This is a genomic window from Paraburkholderia antibiotica, from assembly GCF_012927125.1.
GTDB classification, from domain to species: Bacteria; Pseudomonadota; Gammaproteobacteria; order Burkholderiales; family Burkholderiaceae; genus Paraburkholderia; species Paraburkholderia antibiotica.
Window position 1 is genome coordinate 30,792 of record NZ_JABBFZ010000001.1, and the last position, 23,925, is coordinate 54,716.

The window sequence follows — 23,925 nt, forward strand, 5'->3', positions numbered from 1 at the left end:
CCTGTTGCGGGTCGATGGCCCGATGCAAGGGCGTACGCTGCAGCGCACATTCGGCACGGGCTCGCGTTCGCCGTGGCGCCGCGTCGAACCCTCAGGTCCGCTCGGAGGGGTCGGTTTTTTTCGCCGGCGTCCGGATGTCCGGCGACAACTGCGCGAAGATCCACGACGAGCACGCGGTGATAATGCCGACGCACAGGAACGTCGCGTGAAAGGCGGGCAGCGAATTGGCCGAGGTCACGCGGTGCATGATGCCGGTGAAGGTCGTCAGCAATGCGCCCGCTACGGTTACGCCGAGGCTCATCGAGAGCATCTGCACGAGCGAGAACAGGCTGTTGCCGCTGCTTGCGCCGCCGGTGCCCAGATCCTTCAGCGTCAAGGTATTCATCGCGGTGAACTGCATCGAGTTCACGCCGCCGAAGATCGCCAGTTGCACGAGTCGCAGCCACAGCGGCTGGTCCGTGCTGGTCAGCGCGAAACTGGCCATCATGAGTCCGACCAGAATCGTGTTGGTCATCAGCACGCGTCGGTAGCTGTACTTGACGATCAGCTTCGTCACGAGTCGTTTGGTTGCCATGCCGGCGGCTGCGACCGGCAGCATCATCAGACCGGCTTCGAAGGCGCTATAGCCGAGACTCACCTGCAACAGCAGAGGGATCAGGTACGGCATCGAACCGCTGCCGATCCGCGCGAACAGATTGCCGAGCAGGCCGACGCTGAAGGTATGGATCTTGAACAGATCGAGCGGGAAGATCGGCGCGGGCTCGCGCACCGCGTGCAAGCCATACGCAACAAAGCAGGCGAGGCTCAGAATCAGCAGCACCAGCACGGTCGCGTGCTGGATGCCGAACTCGGTGCGGCCGTCGAGCGCGAACGAAATCGCCACCATGCCGACCACCAGCAGCAAGTAGCCGCTGAGGTCGAATTTGCCAGTGTGTTCGTTGCGGCTATCCGGCATGAAGATAAACGTCGCGATACAGCCCACGATGCCCACCGGCACGTTAATCAGAAAGATCCAGTGCCACGACGCGATCTTCACGAGCCAGCCGCCGAGCGTCGGGCCGATCAGCGGTCCGATCAACCCCGGAATCGCCACGAACGACAACGCCGGCAGATAACGCTCGGCTGGAAACGTGCGGAGTACCGCGAGTCGGCCGACCGGCAGCAGCATCGCGCCGCCCACGCCTTGCAGAATGCGGAAGAACACCAACTGATTCAGCGTGTGCGCGTTCGCGCACAGCAGCGAGCCGACCGCGAACACAAGAATCGCGCTGAAGAACACGCGCCGGGTGCCGAGCTTGTCCGCGAGCCAGCCGGACACGGGAATCATCACGGCCATCGTCAGCGAGTAAGCAATCACCACCGACTGCATGCGCAGAGGCAATTCGCCGAGACTCGTCGCCATCGCGGGGAGCGCGGTGTTGACGATGGTCGAGTCGAGCGTCTGCATGAAGAAGCCCGTGGCGACGAGCCACAGCATCACGGTCAGCGAGCGGGCCGAAGGACCGGAGGGGGTGTTGGGGGCGAGGGCGGGCTGAGTCGGCGTCGTGGACATGGCGAGCGGCTGGGCGCGCAGGGGCGGGCTGGGACTCGCTATTCTAGGGAAAAGCGCGGCTCAGCGCAGCGGGCAGTGGGCGATTTTGTCCGCGTCGACGAGTTGCCGTGGTTGCCCGTCAAGGTGCCTTTATTCATCGGCGGGCAGCGCGGCGGCCGCGTGGAGAAAAGCCTGCGCCCGCGGTTCGTTGCCGAATGCCACATGAATTCGGATCCACGGACTCACTTCCCGATTAGGCCGGAAGTGTTGCCCCGGCATGACCGTCACCCCCAGCGGCTCGCCGCATTTCACGAGCCGCTCGGCATCCGCCACATGCGGTACGCGTGCCCAGACGAATTTGCCGCCCACGGGCTCCTCGAAAATTTCCCAGCCGGCGTCTTCGAGCGTCTGGACGGTCGAACCGAGCGCGGCGCGCATCTGTCGGCGCAGGCGTTCCAGATACTTGCGGTACGCGCCGCGCTCCAGCATCGAGACGGCCACCGCCTCGGCAAAGCGCGAGCCGCCTATGCTCGTCAGCATCTTGATATCGACCAGGTCCTTGATGATCGCGTGATTCGCCACCACACAGCCGATCCGTAGCGAAGACGACAGCGTCTTCGACAAACCGCCCACGTAAATCACCTGTTCGAACTGATCGAGCGTGGCCAGGCGATCGGTGATGTCGGTCTGGAGGTCGGCATAGATGTCGTCTTCGATGATCTGGAAGCCGTGCGTGCGCGCGAGTTGCAACAGCCGGAACGCAACCTGAGGGGCGACGTTGGTGCCGGTCGGATTGTGAAACACGGTATTGATCAGCAGCAGCCGTGGCCGATGCAGCTTGAGCTGTTCCTGCATCACGTCGAGATCGGGGCCGGTCCGGATGCGTGGAATGCCGACCAGCTTCATACCGTGCAAGCGAAGCAGGCCGTACAGGTTGTAGTACCCGGGGTCTTCCACGAAGATCGTGTCGCCCGGCTTGAGCAGGTAGCGCAGCAGCAGATCGAACGCCTGGCTCGCGCCGTTGGTGATCAGGATTTGCGAGGTGTCGGCCTGGATGCCCAACTGGCCGATGCGGCTTCTCAGGTGCTCGCGCAAGACCGCATTGCCGAACGGCGTTGCGTAATCGACCATGCTCGACGGGTCGGTGCGCGACACGTGGCGGATCGCTTGCGCAATGCCGTCCATGTCGCGCCAGCTTGCCGGGATGAAGCCGCTGCTGAGGTCGAGCATTTCGCCCGGATAGTTGAACTGCTGGAGCAGATGGCCCGATTCGACGTCGGCGCGGCGCGGGTCCGACGCGCCCTGGCAGCGTACGTCCGGAGGCGGGCGATCGGCAATGTAGAAGCCGGAGCCGTGCCGTGAGTCGACATAGCCGAGCGAGACCAGCCTGTCGTAAGCCTCGATCACCGGGAAGCGGCTCACGCCGAACTCGGCGGCGAACTGACGGATCGACGGCAGCTTTGCGCCGGGGTGTGCGTTGCGCGAGCGGATCCATGCGGTGACGCCCGCGACGATCTGTTCGGTGAGCGGCACGCCGTTATCGCGATCGAGCTGGATATCGAGCTTCATACGCTTGCGCTCCTTTGCCGGTCGCGGCGTGATCGGTGCGGCACGCTTGTCCGGCACTCGCCAGCACCGTGTCGGTGATGCCAACTGTTCGGTTTTTTGACTGAACAGTTCCGCTGAAAGTGTTCGGAACTGTGCATGGGTCTCCGATCATCGCACGTCAATAATCGGTACAACAGAAAAGTTCTTGAAGGAGAACGGCGATGCGAGAAGTCCGGATTTTCGAACTGGAACATGGCGAGCCCGCGGCGGCCTGGCGTGTCGCGCGTCCGTCGATTTTCAAGGTGATCTCGGGCGAGATCTGGCTGACCGTCGGCGGCGAGCACGAGGATCACTGGCTTGCAACGGGCCAGTCGATCGAGTTGACGCGCGGATCGGTCGCGTGGATTAGCGCGGGGCAGGCGGGTGCGCGTTTTGCGCTGGCGAGCGGCTCCGAGCGCACGGTGGGCAAGCCGCTATTCGGCGGGGTGTTGTCGAGCTGGCTGGGGCGTCGGCCGGGCGTGGTTTAAAGCGTCTTCAACAGCTGAAGCATGTGTAGCGTGCGAGGGAGGGCGGCGCGGTGGCTAGCCCACACTCCCGCCGCTAGCCCTCACCCCCCGCCTCATACTCCCCAACATACCGCGCCCGCGGCCGGATCAGGCGTCCATCGCGGGTCTGCTCCATCGCATGCGCAATCCAGCCGACCACTCGCCCCACCGCGAACAGCGTGAATGCCGAGCCCGTCGGCAGGCCGAGCACGCGCTCGATTGCCGCCAACGCAAAATCGACCGTCGGCTCCGCGCCCGTCGTGTCGCGCACCGCGCGTGCGAGCTTTAGCACGTCATCGAGCGGCGAGCGGGCCGACGCGCAATCGGCGAGCATCGTCAACAGCAGCCGCGCGCGTGGATCGCCGTCCGGATAAAGCGGATGGCCGAAGCCCGACAGCACCGGCCCCGGCGTGCCGTGTTCGTGGCGCGCGAGACGGTTCGCCAGATAGCGGTCGAGGTCGGATGCGCGCGATGCCTCGTCGAGCAGCGCCGCGATGCGCACGGTCTCGCCGCCGTGGCGCGGGCCGGCCAACGCGGCGAGACCGCCCGCGACCGCGCCGAACAGATGCGTGCCCGTCGACGTGATGCAGCGGACCGTAAACGTCGATGCATTCAACTCGTGATCCGCGCAGGCGACCAGCGCCGCGCGCAGCAGCCCGCCTTGTTGCCGGTTGCGCACCCGCCAGGCCGTGGCGATCTGCCGATGCAGCGGTTCGTTCGACGGCGCCGCCGGCAGCATCGCGGCGGCGAGCAAGCGCATCACCGCGCACGCGGTATCGAGTTGCGCATCGCGACCGAGCGCCCACACGCGTGGCACCTGCGCGGCGGCGGCCGGCAGCAGCACGAGCGCGCGATCGAGCGGTGTGCTGTCGCTCCACAGCTTCAGCCACGCGGCCCATTGGGCGGGAGCGAGCGGCGCGGCCGGCGCGTCGGCGATGCGCCGCGCGCTGCATTCCCACAGCAGCGCCGCGACGTCTTCGAGCGATGCGCTGCGCGCCAGCTCGATCGCATCGTGCCCGCGATACAGCAGGCGGCCGTCGGCGACCAGCGTGATCGACGATTCGAGCACCGGCACGCCCCAGTCGAGCACCTTCTGCGCGACTTTGCCGGCACGCTTGCCATCGGCCTTGCGGCGCGCGAGACGGCGCACCTCGGCCGCATCGTAGAGCCGGTGCCGGCTCTGCGCATCCGGCGACGAACCGAGCATGCCGCGGCTCACGTACGCGTAGAGCGTGGCAACGCTGACGCCGAGTGTCGCCGCGGCTTCAGCGGCGGTCAGAAAAGTCGGGCTGGGCATGAAAACGTATTGAAACCGAAGAAATCAATATATGTTGATTATCATAATCAAGATTGATTGCGGCAAGGTGGAATTCTAGACTCGATGCACATTCCTTCCGCTCGCGTGACGAACACGCCCGATCCGATGACGCCCGAACTCGCCCTCAAACATATCTGGACCCTCGCCGGTTGCGACCCGGTTGCACTGCACACCGTCTCGCTGAGCGGCGGAGTGGGGGATGCGGACCTGGACCTGGACCTGGACCCGGACCCGGGCCTGCCATCGGTCTACCGGGTCGGCAGTCTCGCGTCCGCGACCATCGCCGCGACGGGCCTCGCCGCCGCTGAATACTGGCGCTTGCGCAGCGGGCGTCGGCAGCACGTGACGGTGCAGATGCGGCGCGCGCTGGCGGCGTTTCGCAGCGAGCGCTATCTGCGTGTCGACGACGGGCCACCGCCCGTGCTGCGCGATCCGGTCACGGGCTTCTACGAAACCGGCGACGCTCGCTGGATTCAACTACACACGAATTTCGCGCATCACCTGCAAGGCGTGCTTGCGGTGCTCGGCTGTGAAAACGATCGCGCGGCGGTGGCCGCCGCAATTCGCCACTGGGACGGCGCGACGCTCGATCGCACGCTCGCCGACGCAGGCCTGTGCGCCGCGTTGATTCGCACGCCGGACGAATGGGCCGCGCTCGAACAGGCGAAGGCGCTCGCGGGCATGCCGCTGTTCGAAATCGAGCGCATCGGCGACGCGCCGCCCGAGCCGCCGCGCGACACGAACCCGGGCAGCCTGGCGGCGGTCGGCTCGGAGGTCGGCACCGACCGGCCGCTGGCCGGCGTGCGCGTGCTGGACCTGTCGCGGATCATCGCGGGACCAGTGGCAGGGCGCGCGCTCGCGCATCACGGCGCGGACGTGCTGATGATCAACGGGCCGCATCTGCCGAACATCGCGCCGCTCGTGATCGACAACAGCCGCGGCAAGCGCTCGGCGCTCGTCGATTTGCGCGACATGGCCGGCCGTGCGACCTTGCGCGAACTCGCGCGCGAGGCCGATGTGTTCCTGCAGGCCTATCGTCCGGGCGCGCTCGCGGCGCGCGGTTTCGGCCCGGACGAGCTCGCGCGCTTGCGGCCGGGCATCGTCTATGTGTCGGTGTGCGCGTATGGGGACACGGGGCCGTGGGCGCAGCGGCGCGGCTTCGATAGTCTGGTGCAGTCGGCGAGCGGCATCGCGTGGACCGAGCGCGCGGTGGCGGGGGGAGTCGAACCGCGTCATCTGCCGTGTCAGGCGCTCGATCACGCGACCGGCTACCTGGCCGCGTTTGCCGCGATGGTCGCGCTCGCGCGCCGGGCCCGCGAGGGCGGCAGCTGGCATGTGAAGGTATCGCTCGCGCAGACGGGGCGCTGGCTGCAATCGTTTGGATTGGTGGCCGATGGGCAGCAGGTGCCGGACGTGTCGCTCGACGAGGTACGCGATTGCGTCGCAAGCGTGCCGTCGGAATTCGGGCGGGTGCTGGCCGTGCAGCCGGCGGAGGAACTGGAGGAGACGCCGGCGTTTTACGCGTTGCCGCCGACGCGAGTGGGCGCGCACGAGGCCAGGTGGCTGTGATCGACTGTGAGTGGGTGGTGGGCGTTGGCGCGGTGATTCGGCAACGCGGTTTCGGGCCATCCGTCAGCAGCCGGTGCTGCCTGTCTCATCGCTTCGGCGACTTCCGTAACGCCGCGCCGGCGTCGTAGTAACCGTTGTGGAGATATGCGTGGGCCAAAGCAGCCTCGTGCAATCCACCAGCGCCGACGCCGCCAGCCGAGCAATCCCACGCCCGCCAATCCCACCCAACCGCCACCTCGCCTACTTCCTCAACTCCGCCACAAAATCGTAGTAATCATTGCGGCAATACGTATCCGTCAACTCGATCGCCCGCTGATCGGCCGTGTAGCCGACCCGCGTAATCAGCAGCAGCGCTTCGTTCGGCGCGATGCTCATCTGCTGCGCGATCTCGTCGCTGGCATTGACCGCCCGAAAATGCTGCAGCGCGCGCACGATCGTCAGTCCGCGATTCTCCAGATACGTGTACAGCGAATCGCCGATCGCCTGCGGATCGGGGATCACCGCCGCGGGAAACGTCGAGTTCTCGACGGCCATCACGATGCCGTCGGCGAGCCGCAGCCGTCGCAGGCGCGTGACCGCCGCGGCCGGCGACAGACCCAGCTGGATCACCTCGTCGCGATTGGCCGGCGAAATCTCGCGCGACAGCCACTGCGAACTCGGCGTGAAGCCGCGCCGCCGCAGCATCTCGCTGAAGCTCGACAGGCGCGAAAGCGGATCTTCGTAACGCGGCGTGATGAAGCTGCCCGCGCCCTGAGTGCGGCGAATCAGGCCCTGCTCGACCAGCAGCGCAATCGCCTTGCGCGAGGTGATGCGCGACACGCCGAGCGCTTCCGACAGCACTCGCTCCGACGGCAGCGCCTCGCCGGCGTTCCAGCGGTTTTCGTGGATCGCGCTGCCGAGCTTGCGGGCGAGTTGCAGATAGAGCGGCGTGTCGTTTTCCGGGTCCGGGCGCAGGTCGCGCCAGCGGTCTTCCGAGGCAGAGGTCATGGGGCTCACGCAAGATAGGCAAGCGGCAATTCTAGAACATCGGCGCGCCGCGTTATAGCCGGCTTTTGTCAAACGCATCGTCGCCGCGCTGTCGAGCCGCTACACTCGTCGCTATGTTTTTTCGTTGCGTGCGTTGGGTTGTGCGTCATGTTGCGGCGCCTCCGCGCGAGCCGACCGCCGGCGGCGGCATCGGCGGCATCGACGGTACCGCAGCGCATTGAACCGAGCCACTTCGAGGAGTCAGCATGACGAGCGATATCGCAAGCGTGAGCCTGCCCGGCGGCGAGCGCATTCCGGCATTGGGGCAGGGCACGTGGGAGATGGGCGAACAGGTGTCGCGGCGCGCGGCGGAAATCGCCGCGTTGCGCTGCGGCGTCGAACTCGGCATGACGTTGATCGACACCGCCGAAATGTACGGCGACGGCGCGACCGAGTCGCTGCTCGGCGAAGCGCTTGCCGGTCTGCGCGACCAGGTGTTTCTGGTCAGCAAGGTCTATCCGCACAACGCCAGCCGACGCGGCGTGATCGCCGCATGCGAGCAGAGTCTCAAGCGGCTGAAGACGGATCGGCTCGATCTGTACCTGCTGCACTGGCGCGGCTCGGTGCCGCTCGCGGAAACCGTCGACGCGTTCGAGGCACTGCGTCGCGCGGGCAAGATCCGTCACTGGGGCGTGAGCAATTTCGACACCGACGATATGGAAGAACTCGTCGCGACGCCGGGCGGCGATGCATGCGCGACGAATCAGATTCTCTACAACGTCGCGCGGCGCGGTCCCGAGTTCGATCTGCTGCCGTGGCTCGCCGCGCGCGGCATGCCGGCGATGGCGTACAGCCCGGTCGATCATGCGCGCCTGCCGAAGCGCTCGCCGCTCGACGATATCGCCGACGCGCGCGGTGTGTCGGTGTTTCAGGTCGCGCTCGCCTGGGTGCTCGGCAAGCCCGGCGTCTGCGCGATTCCGAAGTCGGGTCGCATCGAGCACGTGCGCGATAACCATCGCGCCGCGCAATTGCGGCTCGAAGCCGGCGAATTCGCCGCGCTCGACGGCTACTTCAAACCGCCGCGCGGCAAACGCCCGCTCGAAATGTTGTGATCCGGATGATGATCGATGAAAGCGCGGCCGCCGCGATAGGTGGCGCGGCGGCGCGCGAGGCGCTCAGGCAGACGGCGTGAAGCACACGCCGTCAAGCCATCAGGCCGCCAGATGTGGCTCAGGTGCAGGCGTGATGCAGATGCACCGAGCCGAGCACCGCGACTTCGGCGGGCGTGTGCTGGAGGGAGTCGGTGTCGACCTGGGCGGCGTCGGCGACGAAATTGTCAACGATTGTCGATACCGGCACGTCGCGCAGACAGAGCGACACGCGTTGGGTTTCGTTCGGCGGCAACGGTGCGCGCTGGCTGAGGAACAGCACGCCGTACTGATAACCGTGGATGATGCCGCGGATCGCGCCGACGCATTGACCTTGCGCGACGTTGTCGTTGCGCTGCTTGCAGGTTTGCAGCAGCGAGTAGGCGGAGAAGGTTGGATCGACCGGTGGTGCGGCCTGTGACATGGTTTGCGGCAACGGCTGCGGCGTAGTGGGCGCCGGCGTTTGCGCATTGGCGAGCGATGCGAGGCCCAGCGCGGCAGCCATCAGCACGGCGGCAGCCGTGCGGGTCGCGGAGGGGGGGACATTTCGTTGCATGTTGTGGGCCCTCATATCGAACGTTGAATCTGATATGAGGCGGTCGTCTCGGATTGGTTCCATAACACTCGCACGCAATGGGGGTTGTGTTCCCGCCGCGCGTAGGGCGGTGCGCGTGACGGCGCGAAAAGCGTCCGATGCGTTCTCGCGTCACTCCGTCAGCGCGCTCGCCGGAGGCGCGCGGGCCGCTCCGACCGGCCTCGGGCGGTGACGCCCGACCGGGGGATCGGGACGTCACCGCCGTTGCCGGCGGATAGCGGACAGTATGCCGGTACATGCCGTCGACGGGTAGGGCGCGGGGGCCCCCTACCTAAGACGCGGGCGATGCCTAGTGCCCGTTCCCACCGCCGTTGCCATTGCCGCCGCTGCCACCACCCTTGCCTCCGTGACCGCCGCCGAAGCCTCCGCCAAAGCCTCCGCCGAACCCGCCACCGAAGCCGCCGCCTTTCCCACCGCCAAAGCCACCGCCGAAACCACCACCTTTGCCGCCACTGCCCGGGCCGCCGCTGGAGCCTCCGCAACCGCAGCCGCCGCTCCCGCTGCTGCCGCTGCTTCCACCTCCGCTGCTGCTTCCGCCACTACTGCTTCCACCGCTGCTGCTTCCGCCACTGCTGCTTCCACCGCTGCTGCTTCCACCGCTGCTGCTTCCGCCACTACTGCTTCCACCGCTACTGCTCCCGCCACTGCTGCTTCCACCACTACTGCTGCCTCCGCCACCGCCGCTACTGCTGCCTCCTCTACCGCTCGCCCCCGAACTGCTACCGCTGCCACTGCTCGAACCCGCCGCACCGGTGCCGGCATTGCCGCTGGCGCCACCGCCGCTATTGGCCGCACCTGCCGCGCCGCCGTTGCCGCTGCCGCCGCCCAACCGTCCGCAGCCGGTCAGGCCGAGGCTGGTGCAGCCGGCCGGCGCGAATATCGCGGACGCGTCGTCGGCGGCGGTCGGCGCGGTGGCCTCGGTGCCCATGGCCGCGCCATCGTTCTGCGCCAGCTGCTGCGGCGCCGAGCCGGCGGGTGCGGGCTCGGTCGCGGCGGCGAGCACCATCCATTGCGGGATCACGTCGGTCGATGCCGCGTATCCGACTTCGGTCGCGAGCGCCGTCACTCCCGCGACGATCACCGCCCAGCGCCTTACCCCGCAGTAGTACTGATTGAATGTTGTGGTCTTCATCGCGCTTCTCCCGAGCGAACGACGGTGCCTCGCTGCCATCTTCGCAAGTTGCTCCAGCGGCGGCCGACCTGTCTGCAGGCGGGTCTTGTCGCACCCCGAGTTCTCGTCGAAGCAGTCCGCGTGTCGCTCGCGTGCTGATCGCGCGATCTCGCGCCATCGCGTGAATGGCGCATGTCGTGCGGATTTGCGCGGCGTTGCGCGCGGTTGGCTTCGAATCTCTGGACGCTCAATTAGCGATATCCATGCCACGGAGCGCAAGTCCTTGACGCGACACGGGTACTCGCGCGATGTGCGGTGCCCGCAACGGAAAAACGCAGGAAAACGTTTCGGCGATGAAACGCGCGGCCCTCAGGCGTGCGTTTTGGCATGCGATTCGTTAAGGGCGGCGCAAGGGTGAAGGGTTGGCGGCGCGATGAAGAAGGGCGGCGAGCGAAGGCAAACGGAGGCGAGCGACGGTCAGCGAAGGCAGATGAAGGTAAGCGAAGGCGCGAAGGTAAAGGCGTGAAGGCGAACGCGGAGAGCGGCGCGAGCGCCGCTAATCGCCATCACGCGACGAGTCGTTCGATGCCATGCCGTCTGCCGGATTGCTCGCGCCATCGGGGCGGTTGCCGTTGTCGTCATCACCGTTGCCGCGCGCAGAGGCTTGTAGCGCGCGCAACGTGTCGACGGGAATATGGCAGCGGATCCGATGCGCGGACGGTTGCCCGGCCGTCTCTCGCGCATCCCCGGCATCGAGAAACGGCGGGTCCTGCTGCTCGCAGATCGCGCCGAGCTTGCGCGGACAGCGCGTGTGAAACACGCAGCCCGATGGCATCGCGCCCGCGTTGGGCAATTCGCCCGACAGCCGGATGCGCGTGCGCGGCGCCGTATCGGGCTCCGCCGCGAGCACGCCATTGCCGGGCATCGTCGGCACCGCCGACAGCAACGCTTCGGTATAAGGATGCTGAGGACCGTCGAACACCGCCGCCGCCGGGCCGATCTCGAGCAGCCGGCCGAGATAGAGGACAGCGATGCGATCCGACACGTAGCGCACCACGTGCAGATCGTGCGAGATGAACACATAGCTGACGCCGCGCTCGCGTTGCAGATCGGCGAGCAGGTTGAGGATCGCGGCCTGTACCGACACATCGAGTGCCGAGGTCGGCTCGTCGCAAACCACCACGCGCGGCTCGCCGGCAAACGCGCGGGCGATCGCGACACGCTGCTTGAGTCCGCCCGACAGCTGTCGCGAGTGCGCGTCGAGATAGCGTTCCGGCAGGCGCACGGCGGACGTCAACGCGGTGAGCCGGTCATCGGCCACGGACCCGCGCAGCGCGGTGAAGCGCGCGAGCGCGCGGCCGATCAGCCGTTTCACCGAATGCGCGCGATTGAGCGCCGAGTCCGGGTTCTGGAACACGATCTGCAGTGATTTCAACTGCTCGTCGCTGCGGCGCGTGACGCGCGCGGCGAGCGGCGCGCCGTCGAGTTCGAGCACGCTGCCGGCGTCGGGCGTCAGCAGGCCGAGCAGCAGCCGCGCGAGCGTGGTCTTGCCGCTGCCCGATTCGCCGACGAGGCCGAGCGTCTTGCCGCTCGCGAGTTCGAGCGATACGTCGTCGACTGCGCGCAGCGGCGTGCCGGTGCCGTGGAAGGTCTTCGACAGATTGCGCGCGCGCAGCACAGGAGAAGTGGGTGTGTGCCTGGCCGCTTGGTCGGGCGAGTCCGATGAACCTGGCAACGCAGCGGGCTCGGCAGTGGAGGCGGTGGACGTCGCAGAAGCCGTCGCAGCGCCCGCCGCACGCGGCAACTCGATCGCGCGCTCGTGATAGTGGCAGCGCGCCATCTGATCGCCATGCGCGGCGGCGAGCCGATAGGGCGGCGGCGCTTCGCGGCGGCAGCGCTCGTCGGCGAGACGGCAGCGCTCCGCATAGATGCAGCCCTGCGTGACCGAGCCCGGCGGCGGCAGGCTGCCCGCGATCGTGTCGAGCGGCTCGCGGTCCTTGCTGTGCGCGGCGCCCGGCAGGCAGCGCAGCAGCCCGACCGTGTACGGATGGCGCGGCCGCGTGAACACGTCGGCGGTGGCGCCTTCCTCGACCAGCTTGCCCGCGTACAGCACGCCGACGCGCTCGCACATGCGCCCGATCACCGCGAGGTTGTGGCTGATGAACAGCACCGCGGTGCCCAGTTCCTTGCGCAGTTGCGCGACGAGGTCGAGCACTTCGGCTTCGACGGTCGCGTCGAGGCCGGTGGTCGGTTCGTCGAGGATCAGCAGCGCGGGGTTCGACGCGAGCGCCATCGCGATCACGACGCGTTGCTGCATGCCGCCCGACAATTGATGAGGATAGCTGGCCATCACGCGTTCGGGCGCGGCGATGCGCACGCGTTCGAGCATCTCGCGTGTGCGGCGCAGCGCTTCGTCGCGCGCGACGCCGGCCGCCTCGAATGCTTCGGAGACCTGACGGGCAATCGTCAGCGACGGATTCAGCGCGCGCCCCGGATCCTGATAGACCATCGAGACGGTCGTCGCGCGCAGCTGGCGCAGCGCATCGGCGCCGAGCTTCTGCACGTCCTCGCCGGCGATCGCGAGCTTGCCGGCCTTCATCCTGCCGTTGCGCGGCAGATAGCGCAGCGTCGCCATCGCAACGGTCGACTTGCCGCAGCCCGATTCGCCGACCAGTCCATACGCTTCGCCGCGCCGCACGCGAAACGACACGTCCTGCAGGACTTCGCGATCGCGGCCGCGGATCCGGTACGAGACCGTCAGACCGACGACGGTCAGCGCGTCGGTGCGCTCGCTCTTCGATACGTCGAAGGCGGCGAACGGGGAGGGCAAGGGGGACGACGAGCCGTTCATCGGTCGAGCACTCCTTGCACGCCGTCGGCAATCAGATTGACGCCGACCACCAGCGACGCGATCGCGCCCGCCGCGAACACCACGGTCCACCATGCGCCGCCCGCCATCAGCGTGTATGACTCGGACAACGCGAGTCCCCAGTCGGCCGACGGCGGCTGGATGCCGAAGCCGAGAAACGACAGCGTCGCGACCGCGAAGATCGCATAGCCGAGGCGCACGGTCGCCTCGACGACGATTGGCGGCAGCACATTGGGCAGGATCTCGACGAACATGATGTACGGCGCGCGTTCGCCGCGCAGCTGCGCGGCCGCGACGTAGTCGAGATGGCGCTCGGCGAACACGGCGGCGCGCACGGTGCGCGCGGTGATCGGCGTGAACGTGATGCCGATCACGAGGATCACCGTGAAGTTCGACGCGCCGAGCGCGGCGAGCGCGAGCAGCGCGACGATCACGAGCGGCAGCGCGAGCACCGCGTCGATCACGCGGCCGATCACGTTGTCGACCCAGCCTTCGAAGTAGCCGACCAGCAGGCCGAGCGCGGTGCCGGCGAGCGTGCCGAGCAGCGTCGCGAGCGGCGCGATGGTGAGGATGTCGCGCGCGCCGACGATCACGCGCGAGAACACGTCGCGGCCCAGTTGATCGGTGCCAAACCAGTGCGCGTGATCGGGCGGCGCGAGCGAGTTCAGCGGATCGGACGCATAGGGGTCGAGCGGCACGAACCACGGCCCGGCGATCGCGCAGACGATCCACCACGCGACGATCAGCGCGCCCGCGACGAAGGTCGGCGAGCGCAGCAGCAGACGCAGGCGCGGATAGCGCGGCTCGGCGACGGGACTCGGTGCGGCGCCGGACGCGGGTGGCGTTGGCGTTGCGCCAGGAGAGCCAGGCGAAGGCGGGCCCGGCGGAACGACGCTACTCATTCGGCGCTCCTGACCCGCAGGCGCGGATTGAGCAGCACGTGCAGCGCATCGGCCAGCAGATTCGCGAGCGTATAGACCACGCCGATCGTCAGCACGCCTGCTTCGAGCATCGGAAAGTCCTTTGCCTTGGCCGCGTTGTAGATCAGCGAGCCGATCCCCTGGTAGTGGAACAGCGTCTCGACCACCACCAGTCCGCCGATCATGTAGCCGAGCTGCGTGGCGGCGACCGTGATGGTCGGCAGCAGCGCATTGCGCAGCACGTGCCGCCAGATCACGATGTGCCTCGGCAGGCCCTTGAGGATCGCGGTGCGGGTGTAGTCGGCGTCGAGCGCTTCGACGGTGCCCGCGCGCGCCATCCGCGCGATATAGCCGAAGAACACCAGCACCAGCGGCAGCACCGGCAACACCAGATGCCTTAGCTGCTCGAACACGCCCGCGTCGGGCGCGGAGGTGGCTTCGATCGGCAGCCAGCGCAGCCATACGCCGAACACGAGAATCAGCACGATCGACGACACGAACTCCGGCACCACGGTCGCGGACAGGCCGGCAATGCTGATCGTGCGATCGAGCCAGCGTCCCGCGTGCATCGCTGCCCACACGCCGCCCGCGATGCCGAGCGGCACGACGACGATGAACGCGAGCAGGCCGAGCTTCGCCGAGTGCGCGAGCGCCTCGGCAATGAACGGCCCGACCGGTTCGCGATACGCGTACGACAGCCCCATGTCGCCGCGCACGAAATGCGCGATCCAGTCGACGTATTGCGTGACGAGCGGCCGGTCCGCGCCGAGCTGATGGTTGAGCGCGGCGACCGCGCGCGCATCGGCGAGCGGCCCGAGCACCGCGCGGCCGATGTCGCCGGGCAGCAACTGGCCGCCCGCGAACACGATCAGCGACAGCAGCCACAGCGTGATCAGCGCGAGCCCGACGCGCGTCGCCAGAAAACGCGCGACGCGGCCCGCATTGCCGTTTGCCGCGCGTGCTGCGTGCGGTGCCGCGGATGCGGGAGAGGGCGCCGGTGCCGACATCGTGAGTCCTCCTGCCGAAGTTGCGAAAACGCCTGCGTGCCGTACAGCGCGCGGCTTATACGGTGGCTTATCTGACGGCTTACGCGGCGAGCGTCGCGCGATCGAAATACAGTTGCGCGAGCGCGGTGAAGCGCACGCCGTTCACGCCCTTGCGCATCGCGATCAGCTGATCGTAGAAGAACGGAATGATGACCGGCGTCTCGTCGAGCAGCAGCGTCTGAATCTGGCCGGAGATCTTTCTCTGCGACGACAGATCGAGTGCCGCGACGAACTGCGCAACCAGTTGATCGTATTGCGGGTTCCTGAAGTGCGCGGCATTCCACGTGCCGTTGCTGGTGAACGGCGCATTGAGGAACACGTTCGGCACGCCGCGATGGCCGTAGTCGGTGATGCCGAGCGGCGAGTCGAGCCAGTCGGATTTGCCCGGCGTGCCCGCGCCGTAATACAGCGACTGGCTTTCGACCTTCAGGTTGATGCGCACGCCGATCGCCTTCGCGGCGTTCTGCACGACCACGGCGAGGTCTGGAATCTCCATGTATTTTTCGGTGGTCAGCGTGACGTCGAAGCCGTTCGGCACGCCGGCCTGAGCGAGTAGCTGCTTCGCCTTCGCGACGTCGATCCGGCGTTGCGGCACGCCTGCATCGGACGACGGAAACACCGGCGCGAACGGACTGTCGTTGCCGGTTTGCGCGCGGCCCTTGAAGAGGCCACGCACGATCACATCGCGGTCGATCGCCAGCGCGAGTGCCTGGCGCACGCGCTTGTCCTTGAAGAGCGGATTGTCGTTGCGCATATGAATCTGCCGATGCGCGCTCGACTTCACTCCCATCGCCTTGTAGTCCGGATTGTTCAGGATGCCGGCGCCGCCCTGCACGGTGAAGGTGCCCATCACGTCGGCCTGATGGCCTTGCAGCGCGAGCAGCTGCGCCTGCTCGTCGGCGTAGAAGGTGAACTGCACGCGCTGCGGCAACGCTTTGTCGCCCCAATAGTCAGGATTGCGCACGAACGACGCGCCGACCTTCGGCTGATACTTCTCGAAGCGGAACGGCCCGGTGCCGATGAAGCTCTTTTCGTAATTGCCCGCATAATTCGCGGGCAGGATCACCGCGTTGTAATTGTCCGACGACACGTAGTACGGGAAATTGCCGTTCGGCGCATCGAGATGAAACGCGACCGTGTGTTCGTCCACGACCTTCGCGCCGCCTTTCGACAGCACGCCCTTCAGCACCGACAGCGCGGCCGAGCCGCTGGCCGGGTCGGCGAGACGGTCGAAGGTGGCGACCACGTCTTTGGCGCCGAAGCGCTGGCCGTCGTGGAACTTGACGTTCTGGCGCAGTGTGAAGGTCCACACGTCGCCTTTGTCGTTCGGCTTCCACGACAGCGCGAGCGCGGGCTTCAGCATCAGCTTCTCGCCGTCGTCGTCGATCAGGAATTCGCCGGTCTGGTTCAGCAGCGCGAGGCTCGCGGCGTCGGTCACGGTCAATGGGTCGACGGCGCCCGCCGGCGTCAGATGCGCGACGCGGATCGTCTGGTTCGAGGCGGCGGGCGTGGCCGCCGCGCCTTGCGCCTGTGCGCGCGGCGTGCCGAGCACACCGCCGCCCGCGAGCGACAGGCCGATCACGCTCGCGTAGCGCAGCAGTTCGCGTCGCGTGATGCGGCCGGCAAGGAATTCGTCGAGGGCGTGGTTGCCGTAGGCGTCGGCGGTGGGGCGGGCTGCGTCGAGGGCTGTGCTCAGTGCTGCATGACTTGCGAGAAATCGGTCCGCTGGCTTTTTCATCGATGGCGTGTCCAGTCCGTTCTGTTGCCGGTTCCGTAGCGTCGCGCGAACCGCGCGAGCACGCGAGGGCAGCGCGCGATCGGAGCGGCGGTGCGAGGTGGCCGCCGCGAGCGCCGACGCGCAGGGCTGCGCAAAGCGGTTTCAGTGTAAGCGATTGCTCACGGCTGCGGCGCGCTGGCGGCGCCGCGAGCTTGCCGATCGGCTGATAAAGTCGGCGCGGTGTGTCGTCGTCACAACGGTGGTGAGCGGTGGTGAACGGTGGCAAGCGGCGGCGGGAACGTGTTCACGTTGCGCGACCGCGCCGGCGGACGGACCGCCGCTATTGCGCTGGAATCCTTACCGATTGCGCCGTTCGTGCTGCTCACGGGCAGTGAGATTTACCGCTGCGGCTTGCCGCGCTAGTACGTCTGCGACGTTTGCGTGCCCGGCCGGCGCCAACGATGAAGCAGCACGGAGCCGATCCAGCACGCCATGAACGCGGCGACGATCCAGTAGCCGAGCGCGCCGAACCGCTCGTTGATGCTCGCGACCGCGTCCCACACGCCGCCGCTCCAGCCGAGGTGCTCCGACAGCAGCCCGAGCGCCTCGACGCCGCCGATCACGATCGCGACCACTGCCGAGACGAAGGTGATGCTGGCGTTGTAGTAGAGCTTGCGCTTCGGGTCGTCCATCGCCCAGCCGTACGCGTGGACCATCAGCACGTTGTCGGTCGAATCGACGAGCGTCATGCCGGCGGTGAAGAGCGCCGGGAACACGAGGATCGAGTAGAGCGGCAGGCCGGTACTCGCCTGCGACGCGGCGATCGCGAGCAGGCCGATTTCGGTGGCGGTGTCGAAGCCGAGGCCGAACAGCACGCCGACCGGGTACATGTGCCAGCTTTTCGTTACGAGCCGGAACAGCGGCCGCAACGCGCGCGACAGCAGGCCAGCCGGCGCGAAGGTATCGCTGGCGGGCTGGCCGGGGTCGGGTGTCGCGCCGTCGCGTTGCGCGTGCCGATAACGGCGCCACACATCGCGCAGGATCACCAGATTGGCGGCTGCGAGCACCAGCAGGAACGTCGCCGAGACCAGCGTGCCGATCGTGCCGCCGACTTCCTTGAAGCTCTCGAAGCGCCCATGCAGCGAATGCGCGGTCCACGCGATGCCCACGGTCGCCGCGATCACGATCGTCGAATGGCCGAGCGAAAACGCGAGGCCGATGCCGAGCGGCTGCTTGCCGGTTTGCATCAGCTTGCGCGTAACGGCGTCGATCGCCGCGATGTGGTCGGCGTCGACCGCATGGCGCAGGCCGAAGCCGTACGCGAGCAGCGCGGTGCCGAGCAGCAGCGGATAGTGGCGAAACGCGATCAATGCCCACAGCCACGCGCCGAGGTTGGCGGCGATCAGCACCGTATAGAGCGTGAGCAGGCGAGGGCGCAGCGAGGCGGTGGGTGTCATGGGCGCGGCAGTGAAAGAGCGGATGAGTTAATGATCGTGCGGATGCTTGTGGATCGGATCGACCCAGTAGACGGTCTCGGGCTGCTCGACCGCGTCGATGTTCAGATTGACCACGACCGCTTCGTTGTCGCTGCGCACCAGCACGCATTCGAGCGGATCGTCGGTGCTCGCGTTGATCTCCTGATGCGGCACGTAGGGCGGCACGAAGATGAAGTCGCCGGGACCGGCTTCGGCGGTGAACTCCAGATGCTCGCCCCAACGCATGCGCGCGTGGCCGCGCACCACGTAGATCACGCTTTCGAGCGCGCCGTGATGATGCGCGCCGGTCTTCGCGTTCGGATGAATCGTCACGGTGCCGGCCCAGATCTTCTGCGCGCCGACCCGCGCCGCGTTGATCGCGGCCGCGCGATTCATGCCAGGCGTCTGCGCGGTGTTGGTGTCCAGCTGGTCGCCGCGGATGACCTTCACGCCGTGCTCGCGCCAGTCGATCTGCGCGCCGCTTTCGGCGGCTTCGTGCTCGGCGCGGTAATGCGGGTGTTCGTGATCATGGCTCATGGTGTCTCCTTCCCGGCTTGCATGCCGTGCTTGAGTGCTTGACCGATGCGGCTCGACCGTAGTGCAGAACAAAACAACCAAACGACAAAACGGCAGACCCGATAGACCGGTTGCTGTCCGGCATTCTGGCACGGCCAAAAAACGTGTGGTGCAACTGCGTGCGCCGCGCTGTCTGTCGAGCCGATCGTCGTGCGATAGATAAAGTGCGATAAAAAAAGCCCGTTCACAAGGAACGGGCTTCGGTTTTTTACGTGAGCGGTGCGAGCCTGCAACCGGTTGCCGAACGCTGATCGTTGCTGCTGCGGCCGGTTGCGGGGCTCATGTGCAGTGCTTACTGCTTCTTCGCGTTGATCACCGCCTCGGCGACATTGCTCGGCGTTTCCGCGTAATGCTTGAACTCCATCGTGTAAGTCGCGCGGCCCTGAGTGGCCGAGCGCAGCGACGTCGAGTAGCCGAACATCTCGGCGAGCGGCACCTCCGCGCGCACCAGCTTGCCGCCGCCGCCCGCGATGTCTTCCATGCCCTGCACCATGCCGCGTCGGCTCGACAGATCGCCCATCACGTTGCCCATGAAGTCTTCGGGCGTTTCCACCTCGACCGCCATCATCGGTTCGAGCAGCACGGGCCTGGCCTTGCGCATCGCTTCCTTGAACGCCATCGAGCCGGCCATGCGGAAGGCGTTTTCGTTCGAGTCGACGTCGTGGTACGAGCCGAAGGTCAGCGTGACCTTCACGTCGACGACCGGATAGCCGGCCAGCACGCCGGCCTTCAGCGTTTCCGTGATGCCCTTGTCGACCGCCGGGATGAATTCGCGCGGAATCACGCCGCCCTTGATCGCATCGACAAATTCGTAGCCCTTGCCCTGCTCGGACGGCTCGAGCGTAATCACCGCGTGACCGTACTGGCCGCGCCCGCCCGATTGCTTGACGAACTTGCCTTCCACATCTTCGACCTTGTTGCGCACCGTCTCGCGATATGCGACCTGCGGCTTGCCGACGGTCGCCTCGACGCCGAACTCGCGCTTCATCCGGTCGACCAGAATTTCGAGGTGCAGCTCACCCATCCCGGAGATGATCGTCTGGCCGGATTCCTCGTCAGTCTGCACGCGGAACGACGGGTCTTCCTGCGCGAGGCGGTTCAGCGCGATGCCCATCTTCTCCTGGTCGGCTTTGGTCTTCGGCTCGACCGCCTGCGAGATCACCGGGTCCGGGAAGATCATCTTTTCGAGGATGATCACATGGTTAGGATCGCAGAGCGTGTCGCCGGTGGTCGCTTCCTTCAGGCCGACGGCCGCGGCGATGTCGCCCGCGTAGACCTCCTTGATTTCCTTGCGCTCGTTCGCGTGCATCTGCAGGATCCGGCCGAGGCGCTCCTTCTTTTCCTTGATCGCGTTGTAGACCGTGTCGCCCGAATTGACGACGCCCGAGTACACGCGGAAGAAGATCAACTGGCCGACGAACGGGTCGGTCATGATCTTGAAGGCGAGCGCCGAGAACGGATCGTCGTCGTTCGGATGACGCTCGATCTCCTTGTCGTGCTCGTCGTGACCGATGATCGCGGGCACGTCGACCGGCGACGGCAGATAGTCGATCACCGCGTCGAGCATCGCCTGCACGCCTTTGTTCTTGAACGCGCTGCCGCACAGCATCGGCACGATCTCGTTGGCGATCGTGCGCGCGCGGATGCCGTGCTTGATTTCCTCTTCGGTCAGGTGATGCTCGCCGCCGAGGTATTTTTCGAGCAGTTCTTCGTTCGCTTCGGCGGCGGCCTCGACCATCTTGTCGTGCCATTCCTTCGCGGTCGCGGCGAGCTCGGCCGGAATCTCGCGATACTCGAACTTGATGCCCTGGCTGGCGTCGTCCCAGAAGATCGCCTTCATCTTCACGAGATCGACCACGCCCTGGAAGTGATCTTCCGCGCCGATCGGAATCTGGATCGGCACCGCGACGCCTTTCAGGCGATCGCCGATCTGCCGCTGCACGCGGAAAAAGTCCGCGCCGACGCGGTCCATCTTGTTGACGAACGCGATGCGCGGCACCTTGTACTTGTTCGCCTGGCGCCACACGGTTTCCGATTGCGGCTGCACGCCGCCGACCGAGTCGTAGACCATGCAGGCGCCGTCGAGCACGCGCATCGAGCGCTCGACTTCGATCGTGAAGTCGACGTGCCCGGGGGTGTCGATGATGTTGATCCGATGCTCGGGATAGTTGCCGGCCATGCCTTTCCAGAACGCCGTGGTGGCCGCCGAGGTGATCGTGATGCCGCGCTCCTGCTCCTGTTCCATCCAGTCCATCGTCGCCGCACCGTCGTGAACCTCGCCGATCTTGTGGGTCACGCCGGTGTAGAACAGGATCCGTTCGGTGGTGGTGGTTTTGCCGGCATCGATGTGAGCGCTGATGCCGATATTCCGGTAGCGCTCGATGGGAGTCTTGCGGGGCACGTGAACCTCCTTGGAATGGCGCGCCTGAAACGCAGGCCGGGCGACCGCGTGGGCCGCCCGGGGAAGTGATGTGCTGCTCTATGTCGTGTCGCTTTATCGAGATTACAAGGATAGCGCGTCGGTTGGTCTTTTGCATGAATCCTGCCAGCGGGCGCGAAGGCCGCCCGAGCGGGGCCTCGCGGCAGGCTGCACGGGCGTAAAAAAAGCCGGCGCCCGGGGAAGGGCGCCGGCTTTCCGGCGAAACGGTGCGGCCGCTGGGCGGCGCTATGGTGGTGTTGCAGTGGGGCTGCTGTGGCGCCGCATTGGCACCATGGCGGCGCCGATGCGCTGCGCGCCGCCGGATGCCCTGCAGCGTCTCGCTGCGACGCGCGTAGCTGTGGCTCCCGCGCGGCTACTGTGCAGTTATCGCACGGTTACTGCGTGACGCCCGGCACCGGCGGCAAGCCCTGAATCTGCATGCCCGGCTTGATGCCCTTCGACGCGAACCAGCCCTTCGACATTTCCAGCGCGAACACGCCGTTATGCGTCGGGCAGTGGTTGTTGGTGGTCTCGGCCTGCATCTCGGCGATGTCGGTGATCGTGCCGTCCGCGCGCATGAACGCGATCGACAGCGGGATCAGCGTGTTCTTCATCCAGAAGCAGTGGCCGGCGTTCTCGTTGAACACGAACAGCATGCCTTCGTTCGGCGCGAGATTCGTGCGGTACATCAGGCCCTGTTCGCGGTCCGCGTCGTTGGCGGCGACGGCCGCGTCGATCACGAACATGCCGGCAGTCAGCTTGACGCGCGGGAACTCGCCCGGCTGCTTCGCGCCCGGCGGCATCTGCTGCGCGTGAGCGGGGACGGTGGTGGCGACGAACGATAGCGCCGCGAGCGGCAGGGCAACGGCAATGGCGAGACGCGCCATCGACGAGCGCAGGGAAAATCGCACGGCAAGACTCCTTGCTGAAATTGACTCGCGCATGTTACGCGAGCGCGCCAAAAACAAAAAGGCAGATCGCCTTGCGGTGATCTGCCTTACAACGCCGTAAGAACGGCAATGAAGCGTGTTCTTGACTGCGTTTTACAAGCAACTTACTCCGAAGCTGCCGAAGCTGCAGCAGCTGCTGCTGCCTTCTTGTGCGACTTCTTGTGGTGGTGCTTGGTGGTCTTCTTGGCTGCCGAAGCTGCTGCTGCCGGAGCTGCCGAAGCTGCTGCCGGAGCCGAAGCTTGTGCGAATGCTGCCGTTGCGAAGAGGCCAGCGACCAGAGCGGCGATCAGTTTGTTCATTTTGTAAATCCTCAGCTTGAGTTAATTAACCAAATGACCCGGCTTATGTAGAGTCATGTCGGTAAACGTGCCATCCACCTTTCGGTTGACAGCCGCATCGAACAAAATTTTTCGACGCGTCTGCTAGCGTTCGGACTTTCGTACTCGCCGAGCGAAGCGGCTTATGCAAAGGTCTTTACGGCTGAATGCCGGATAGCTTCGGTGGCATCTGCGTCGAATAACGCGGCGGGTTGCACGGCGGTTGACGCGAATTCCGCGGAAATTTCGAGCGCACGCAGAGGCGTTGAAAATACTTTGCGATAGATCATGCGGACATCGTTGTTCCACGTTTTTCGAGCCCGCGTTTCACGTGTCGATTTGCGTGCTGATACAACGAGTTAGGGACGATGTTCACAACCGTGAAACATATTTTGAGCTGGTACGTATAGCGTTATTTGCACTTTTGCGTGGCTTCAGATCACACCATCCCACGGTGCATTCGACGGCAACTCGCGACTCTCTCCGGGCTGCAGTCCGAGTGAAAAAATGTCAAGCGCACCGACGCCGACGCGCACCAGACGCAAGGTCGGAAAGCCGACCGCGGCCGTCATACGTCGCACCTGGCGGTTCTTGCCTTCGGTGATCGACAGCTCGATCCAGGTGGTCGGAATCGCGGCGCGATAGCGGATCGGCGGCGTGCGGGTCCACAGCGTGTCCGACGGTTCGACGTAATTCGCGCGACACGGACGCGTCACGTAATCGCCAAGATCGACGCCGCGCGCAAGCTTCTTCAACGCGGCCTCGTCGAGCGCGCCTTCGACTTGTGCCCAATAACGTTTGACGAGCTTGTGACGCGGCTCCGCGATACGCGCCTGCAACGCACCGTCGTCGGTGAGCAGCAGCAGGCCTTCGCTATCGGAGTCGAGCCGGCCCGCCGGATAGACGTTGGGCACCTTGACCCAGTCGGCGAGCGACGCGCGCGTCTCGTGCGGCGAGAATTGGCAGATGGTGCCGAACGGCTTGTTCAGGGCGAGGAGGCGCATGGGGAGTCAGACGGCAGAGAGTGGCAGAGGGTGCGGACAGCGGCGCGAACGTGGGTCGGCGAGGGCGTTGTCAAGGGCGTCGCACGGCGCGCCGTGACGAGCATGTGACGACAGCGTGGCGATGACCGGCCGCCTTGTGCATGAGTCCATCGCGCGTACACGTTTTGGGGCCGATGGCGGATGGCGCGATGATAATGCATAAATCGGAATGAAGATTCTTGTATCTTATACAGGAGCACGGCGCGCTCGGATTTCTCCCAGAGCGGGGCGTTCATGTTGGAAAACCCCGAGCGCAAGCCGC

Annotated in this window: 20 protein-coding genes; 3 read left to right on the forward strand and 17 right to left on the reverse strand. The window is 66.2% G+C overall.

The window, feature by feature from the left end; genetic code table 11:
* Nucleotides 1-91 precede the first annotated feature (91 nt).
* Both mdtD and HHL14_RS00150 read right to left on the reverse strand, forming a co-directional pair.
* Entirely contained in the window at nucleotides 92-1,552 is a 1,461-nt protein-coding gene (gene mdtD / locus HHL14_RS00145; RefSeq protein ID WP_169495582.1) for a multidrug transporter subunit MdtD, read from the reverse strand.
* A 129-nt stretch (nucleotides 1,553-1,681) separates the two neighbouring features.
* Nucleotides 1,682-3,100, reverse strand: a complete 1,419-nt coding sequence (locus tag HHL14_RS00150; RefSeq protein ID WP_169495583.1) for an aminotransferase-like domain-containing protein — start codon at nucleotides 3,098-3,100, stop codon at nucleotides 1,682-1,684.
* Nucleotides 3,101-3,300: 200 nt separating this feature from the next.
* On the opposite strand from HHL14_RS00150, the gene HHL14_RS00155 reads away from it, so the two are divergent.
* The gene (locus HHL14_RS00155) at nucleotides 3,301-3,606 is read left to right on the forward strand and encodes a DUF2917 domain-containing protein (protein ID WP_169495584.1); all 306 of its coding nucleotides are present in this window, start codon (nucleotides 3,301-3,303) and stop codon (nucleotides 3,604-3,606) included.
* Between the two features lie 73 nt (nucleotides 3,607-3,679).
* Here the strand turns inward: HHL14_RS00155 and HHL14_RS00160 are convergent, their stop codons facing one another.
* Nucleotides 3,680-4,921, reverse strand: a complete 1,242-nt coding sequence (locus HHL14_RS00160; RefSeq protein WP_169495585.1) for a citrate/2-methylcitrate synthase — start codon at nucleotides 4,919-4,921, stop codon at nucleotides 3,680-3,682.
* Nucleotides 4,922-5,047: 126 nt separating this feature from the next.
* Here HHL14_RS00160 and HHL14_RS00165 point away from each other — a divergent pair, with 126 nt between their 5' ends.
* Nucleotides 5,048-6,511: a CoA transferase gene (locus tag HHL14_RS00165; RefSeq protein WP_169496267.1), complete on the forward strand. Its 1,464-nt coding sequence runs from the start codon at nucleotides 5,048-5,050 to the stop codon at nucleotides 6,509-6,511.
* 240 nt (nucleotides 6,512-6,751) lie between these two features.
* Here the strand turns inward: HHL14_RS00165 and HHL14_RS00170 are convergent, their stop codons facing one another.
* The gene (locus HHL14_RS00170; protein WP_169495586.1) at nucleotides 6,752-7,498 is read right to left on the reverse strand and encodes a GntR family transcriptional regulator; all 747 of its coding nucleotides are present in this window, start codon (nucleotides 7,496-7,498) and stop codon (nucleotides 6,752-6,754) included.
* A gap of 245 nt (nucleotides 7,499-7,743) precedes the next feature.
* On the opposite strand from HHL14_RS00170, the gene HHL14_RS00175 reads away from it, so the two are divergent.
* On the forward strand, nucleotides 7,744-8,589 hold the full coding sequence (locus HHL14_RS00175) for an aldo/keto reductase (protein ID WP_169495587.1): 846 nt from the start codon (nucleotides 7,744-7,746) through the stop codon (nucleotides 8,587-8,589).
* Between the two features lie 118 nt (nucleotides 8,590-8,707).
* On the opposite strand, the gene HHL14_RS00180 is transcribed toward HHL14_RS00175, so the two are convergent.
* From HHL14_RS00180 to HHL14_RS00240, 13 genes are all read right to left on the reverse strand, one after another.
* Nucleotides 8,708-9,181 (reverse strand): hypothetical protein, encoded by a 474-nt coding sequence (locus HHL14_RS00180; RefSeq protein ID WP_169495588.1) that lies wholly within the window; start codon nucleotides 9,179-9,181, stop codon nucleotides 8,708-8,710.
* A 328-nt stretch (nucleotides 9,182-9,509) separates the two neighbouring features.
* Nucleotides 9,510-10,352, reverse strand: coding sequence for a hypothetical protein (locus HHL14_RS00185; protein WP_169495589.1), 843 nt, complete (start codon nucleotides 10,350-10,352; stop codon nucleotides 9,510-9,512).
* A 535-nt stretch (nucleotides 10,353-10,887) separates the two neighbouring features.
* Nucleotides 10,888-13,182: an ABC transporter ATP-binding protein gene (locus HHL14_RS00190; RefSeq protein ID WP_169495590.1), complete on the reverse strand. Its 2,295-nt coding sequence runs from the start codon at nucleotides 13,180-13,182 to the stop codon at nucleotides 10,888-10,890.
* Nucleotides 13,179-14,102, reverse strand: a complete 924-nt coding sequence (locus HHL14_RS00195) for an ABC transporter permease (RefSeq protein WP_169495591.1) — start codon at nucleotides 14,100-14,102, stop codon at nucleotides 13,179-13,181. Before HHL14_RS00195 ends, HHL14_RS00190 begins: the two co-directional genes overlap by 4 nt.
* On the reverse strand, nucleotides 14,099-15,127 hold the full coding sequence (locus tag HHL14_RS00200; RefSeq protein WP_169495592.1) for an ABC transporter permease: 1,029 nt from the start codon (nucleotides 15,125-15,127) through the stop codon (nucleotides 14,099-14,101). Before HHL14_RS00200 ends, HHL14_RS00195 begins: the two co-directional genes overlap by 4 nt.
* 79 nt (nucleotides 15,128-15,206) lie before the next feature.
* A complete protein-coding gene (locus tag HHL14_RS00205) occupies nucleotides 15,207-16,904 on the reverse strand; it encodes an ABC transporter substrate-binding protein (RefSeq protein WP_169495593.1) in 1,698 nt (565 codons plus the stop codon).
* Nucleotides 16,905-17,302: 398 nt separating this feature from the next.
* Nucleotides 17,303-18,340 carry a HoxN/HupN/NixA family nickel/cobalt transporter gene (locus tag HHL14_RS00210; RefSeq protein ID WP_169495594.1) on the reverse strand — a complete coding sequence of 346 codons (1,038 nt, stop codon included), beginning with the start codon at nucleotides 18,338-18,340 and terminating at the stop codon, nucleotides 17,303-17,305.
* 27 nt (nucleotides 18,341-18,367) lie between these two features.
* Nucleotides 18,368-18,895: a cupin domain-containing protein gene (locus HHL14_RS00215; protein WP_169495595.1), complete on the reverse strand. Its 528-nt coding sequence runs from the start codon at nucleotides 18,893-18,895 to the stop codon at nucleotides 18,368-18,370.
* Between the two features lie 331 nt (nucleotides 18,896-19,226).
* Nucleotides 19,227-21,335, reverse strand: coding sequence for an elongation factor G (gene fusA, locus HHL14_RS00220; RefSeq protein WP_169495596.1), 2,109 nt, complete (start codon nucleotides 21,333-21,335; stop codon nucleotides 19,227-19,229).
* A gap of 413 nt (nucleotides 21,336-21,748) precedes the next feature.
* The gene (locus tag HHL14_RS00225) at nucleotides 21,749-22,264 is read right to left on the reverse strand and encodes a DUF192 domain-containing protein (RefSeq protein ID WP_169495597.1); all 516 of its coding nucleotides are present in this window, start codon (nucleotides 22,262-22,264) and stop codon (nucleotides 21,749-21,751) included.
* Nucleotides 22,265-22,407: 143 nt separating this feature from the next.
* Nucleotides 22,408-22,602, reverse strand: coding sequence for a hypothetical protein (locus tag HHL14_RS00230; RefSeq protein WP_169495598.1), 195 nt, complete (start codon nucleotides 22,600-22,602; stop codon nucleotides 22,408-22,410).
* Between the two features lie 161 nt (nucleotides 22,603-22,763).
* Nucleotides 22,764-22,910 (reverse strand): hypothetical protein, encoded by a 147-nt coding sequence (locus HHL14_RS00235; RefSeq protein WP_169495599.1) that lies wholly within the window; start codon nucleotides 22,908-22,910, stop codon nucleotides 22,764-22,766.
* A 144-nt stretch (nucleotides 22,911-23,054) separates the two neighbouring features.
* A complete protein-coding gene (locus HHL14_RS00240) occupies nucleotides 23,055-23,624 on the reverse strand; it encodes a pseudouridine synthase (protein WP_169495600.1) in 570 nt (189 codons plus the stop codon).
* Nucleotides 23,625-23,925 lie beyond the last annotated feature (301 nt).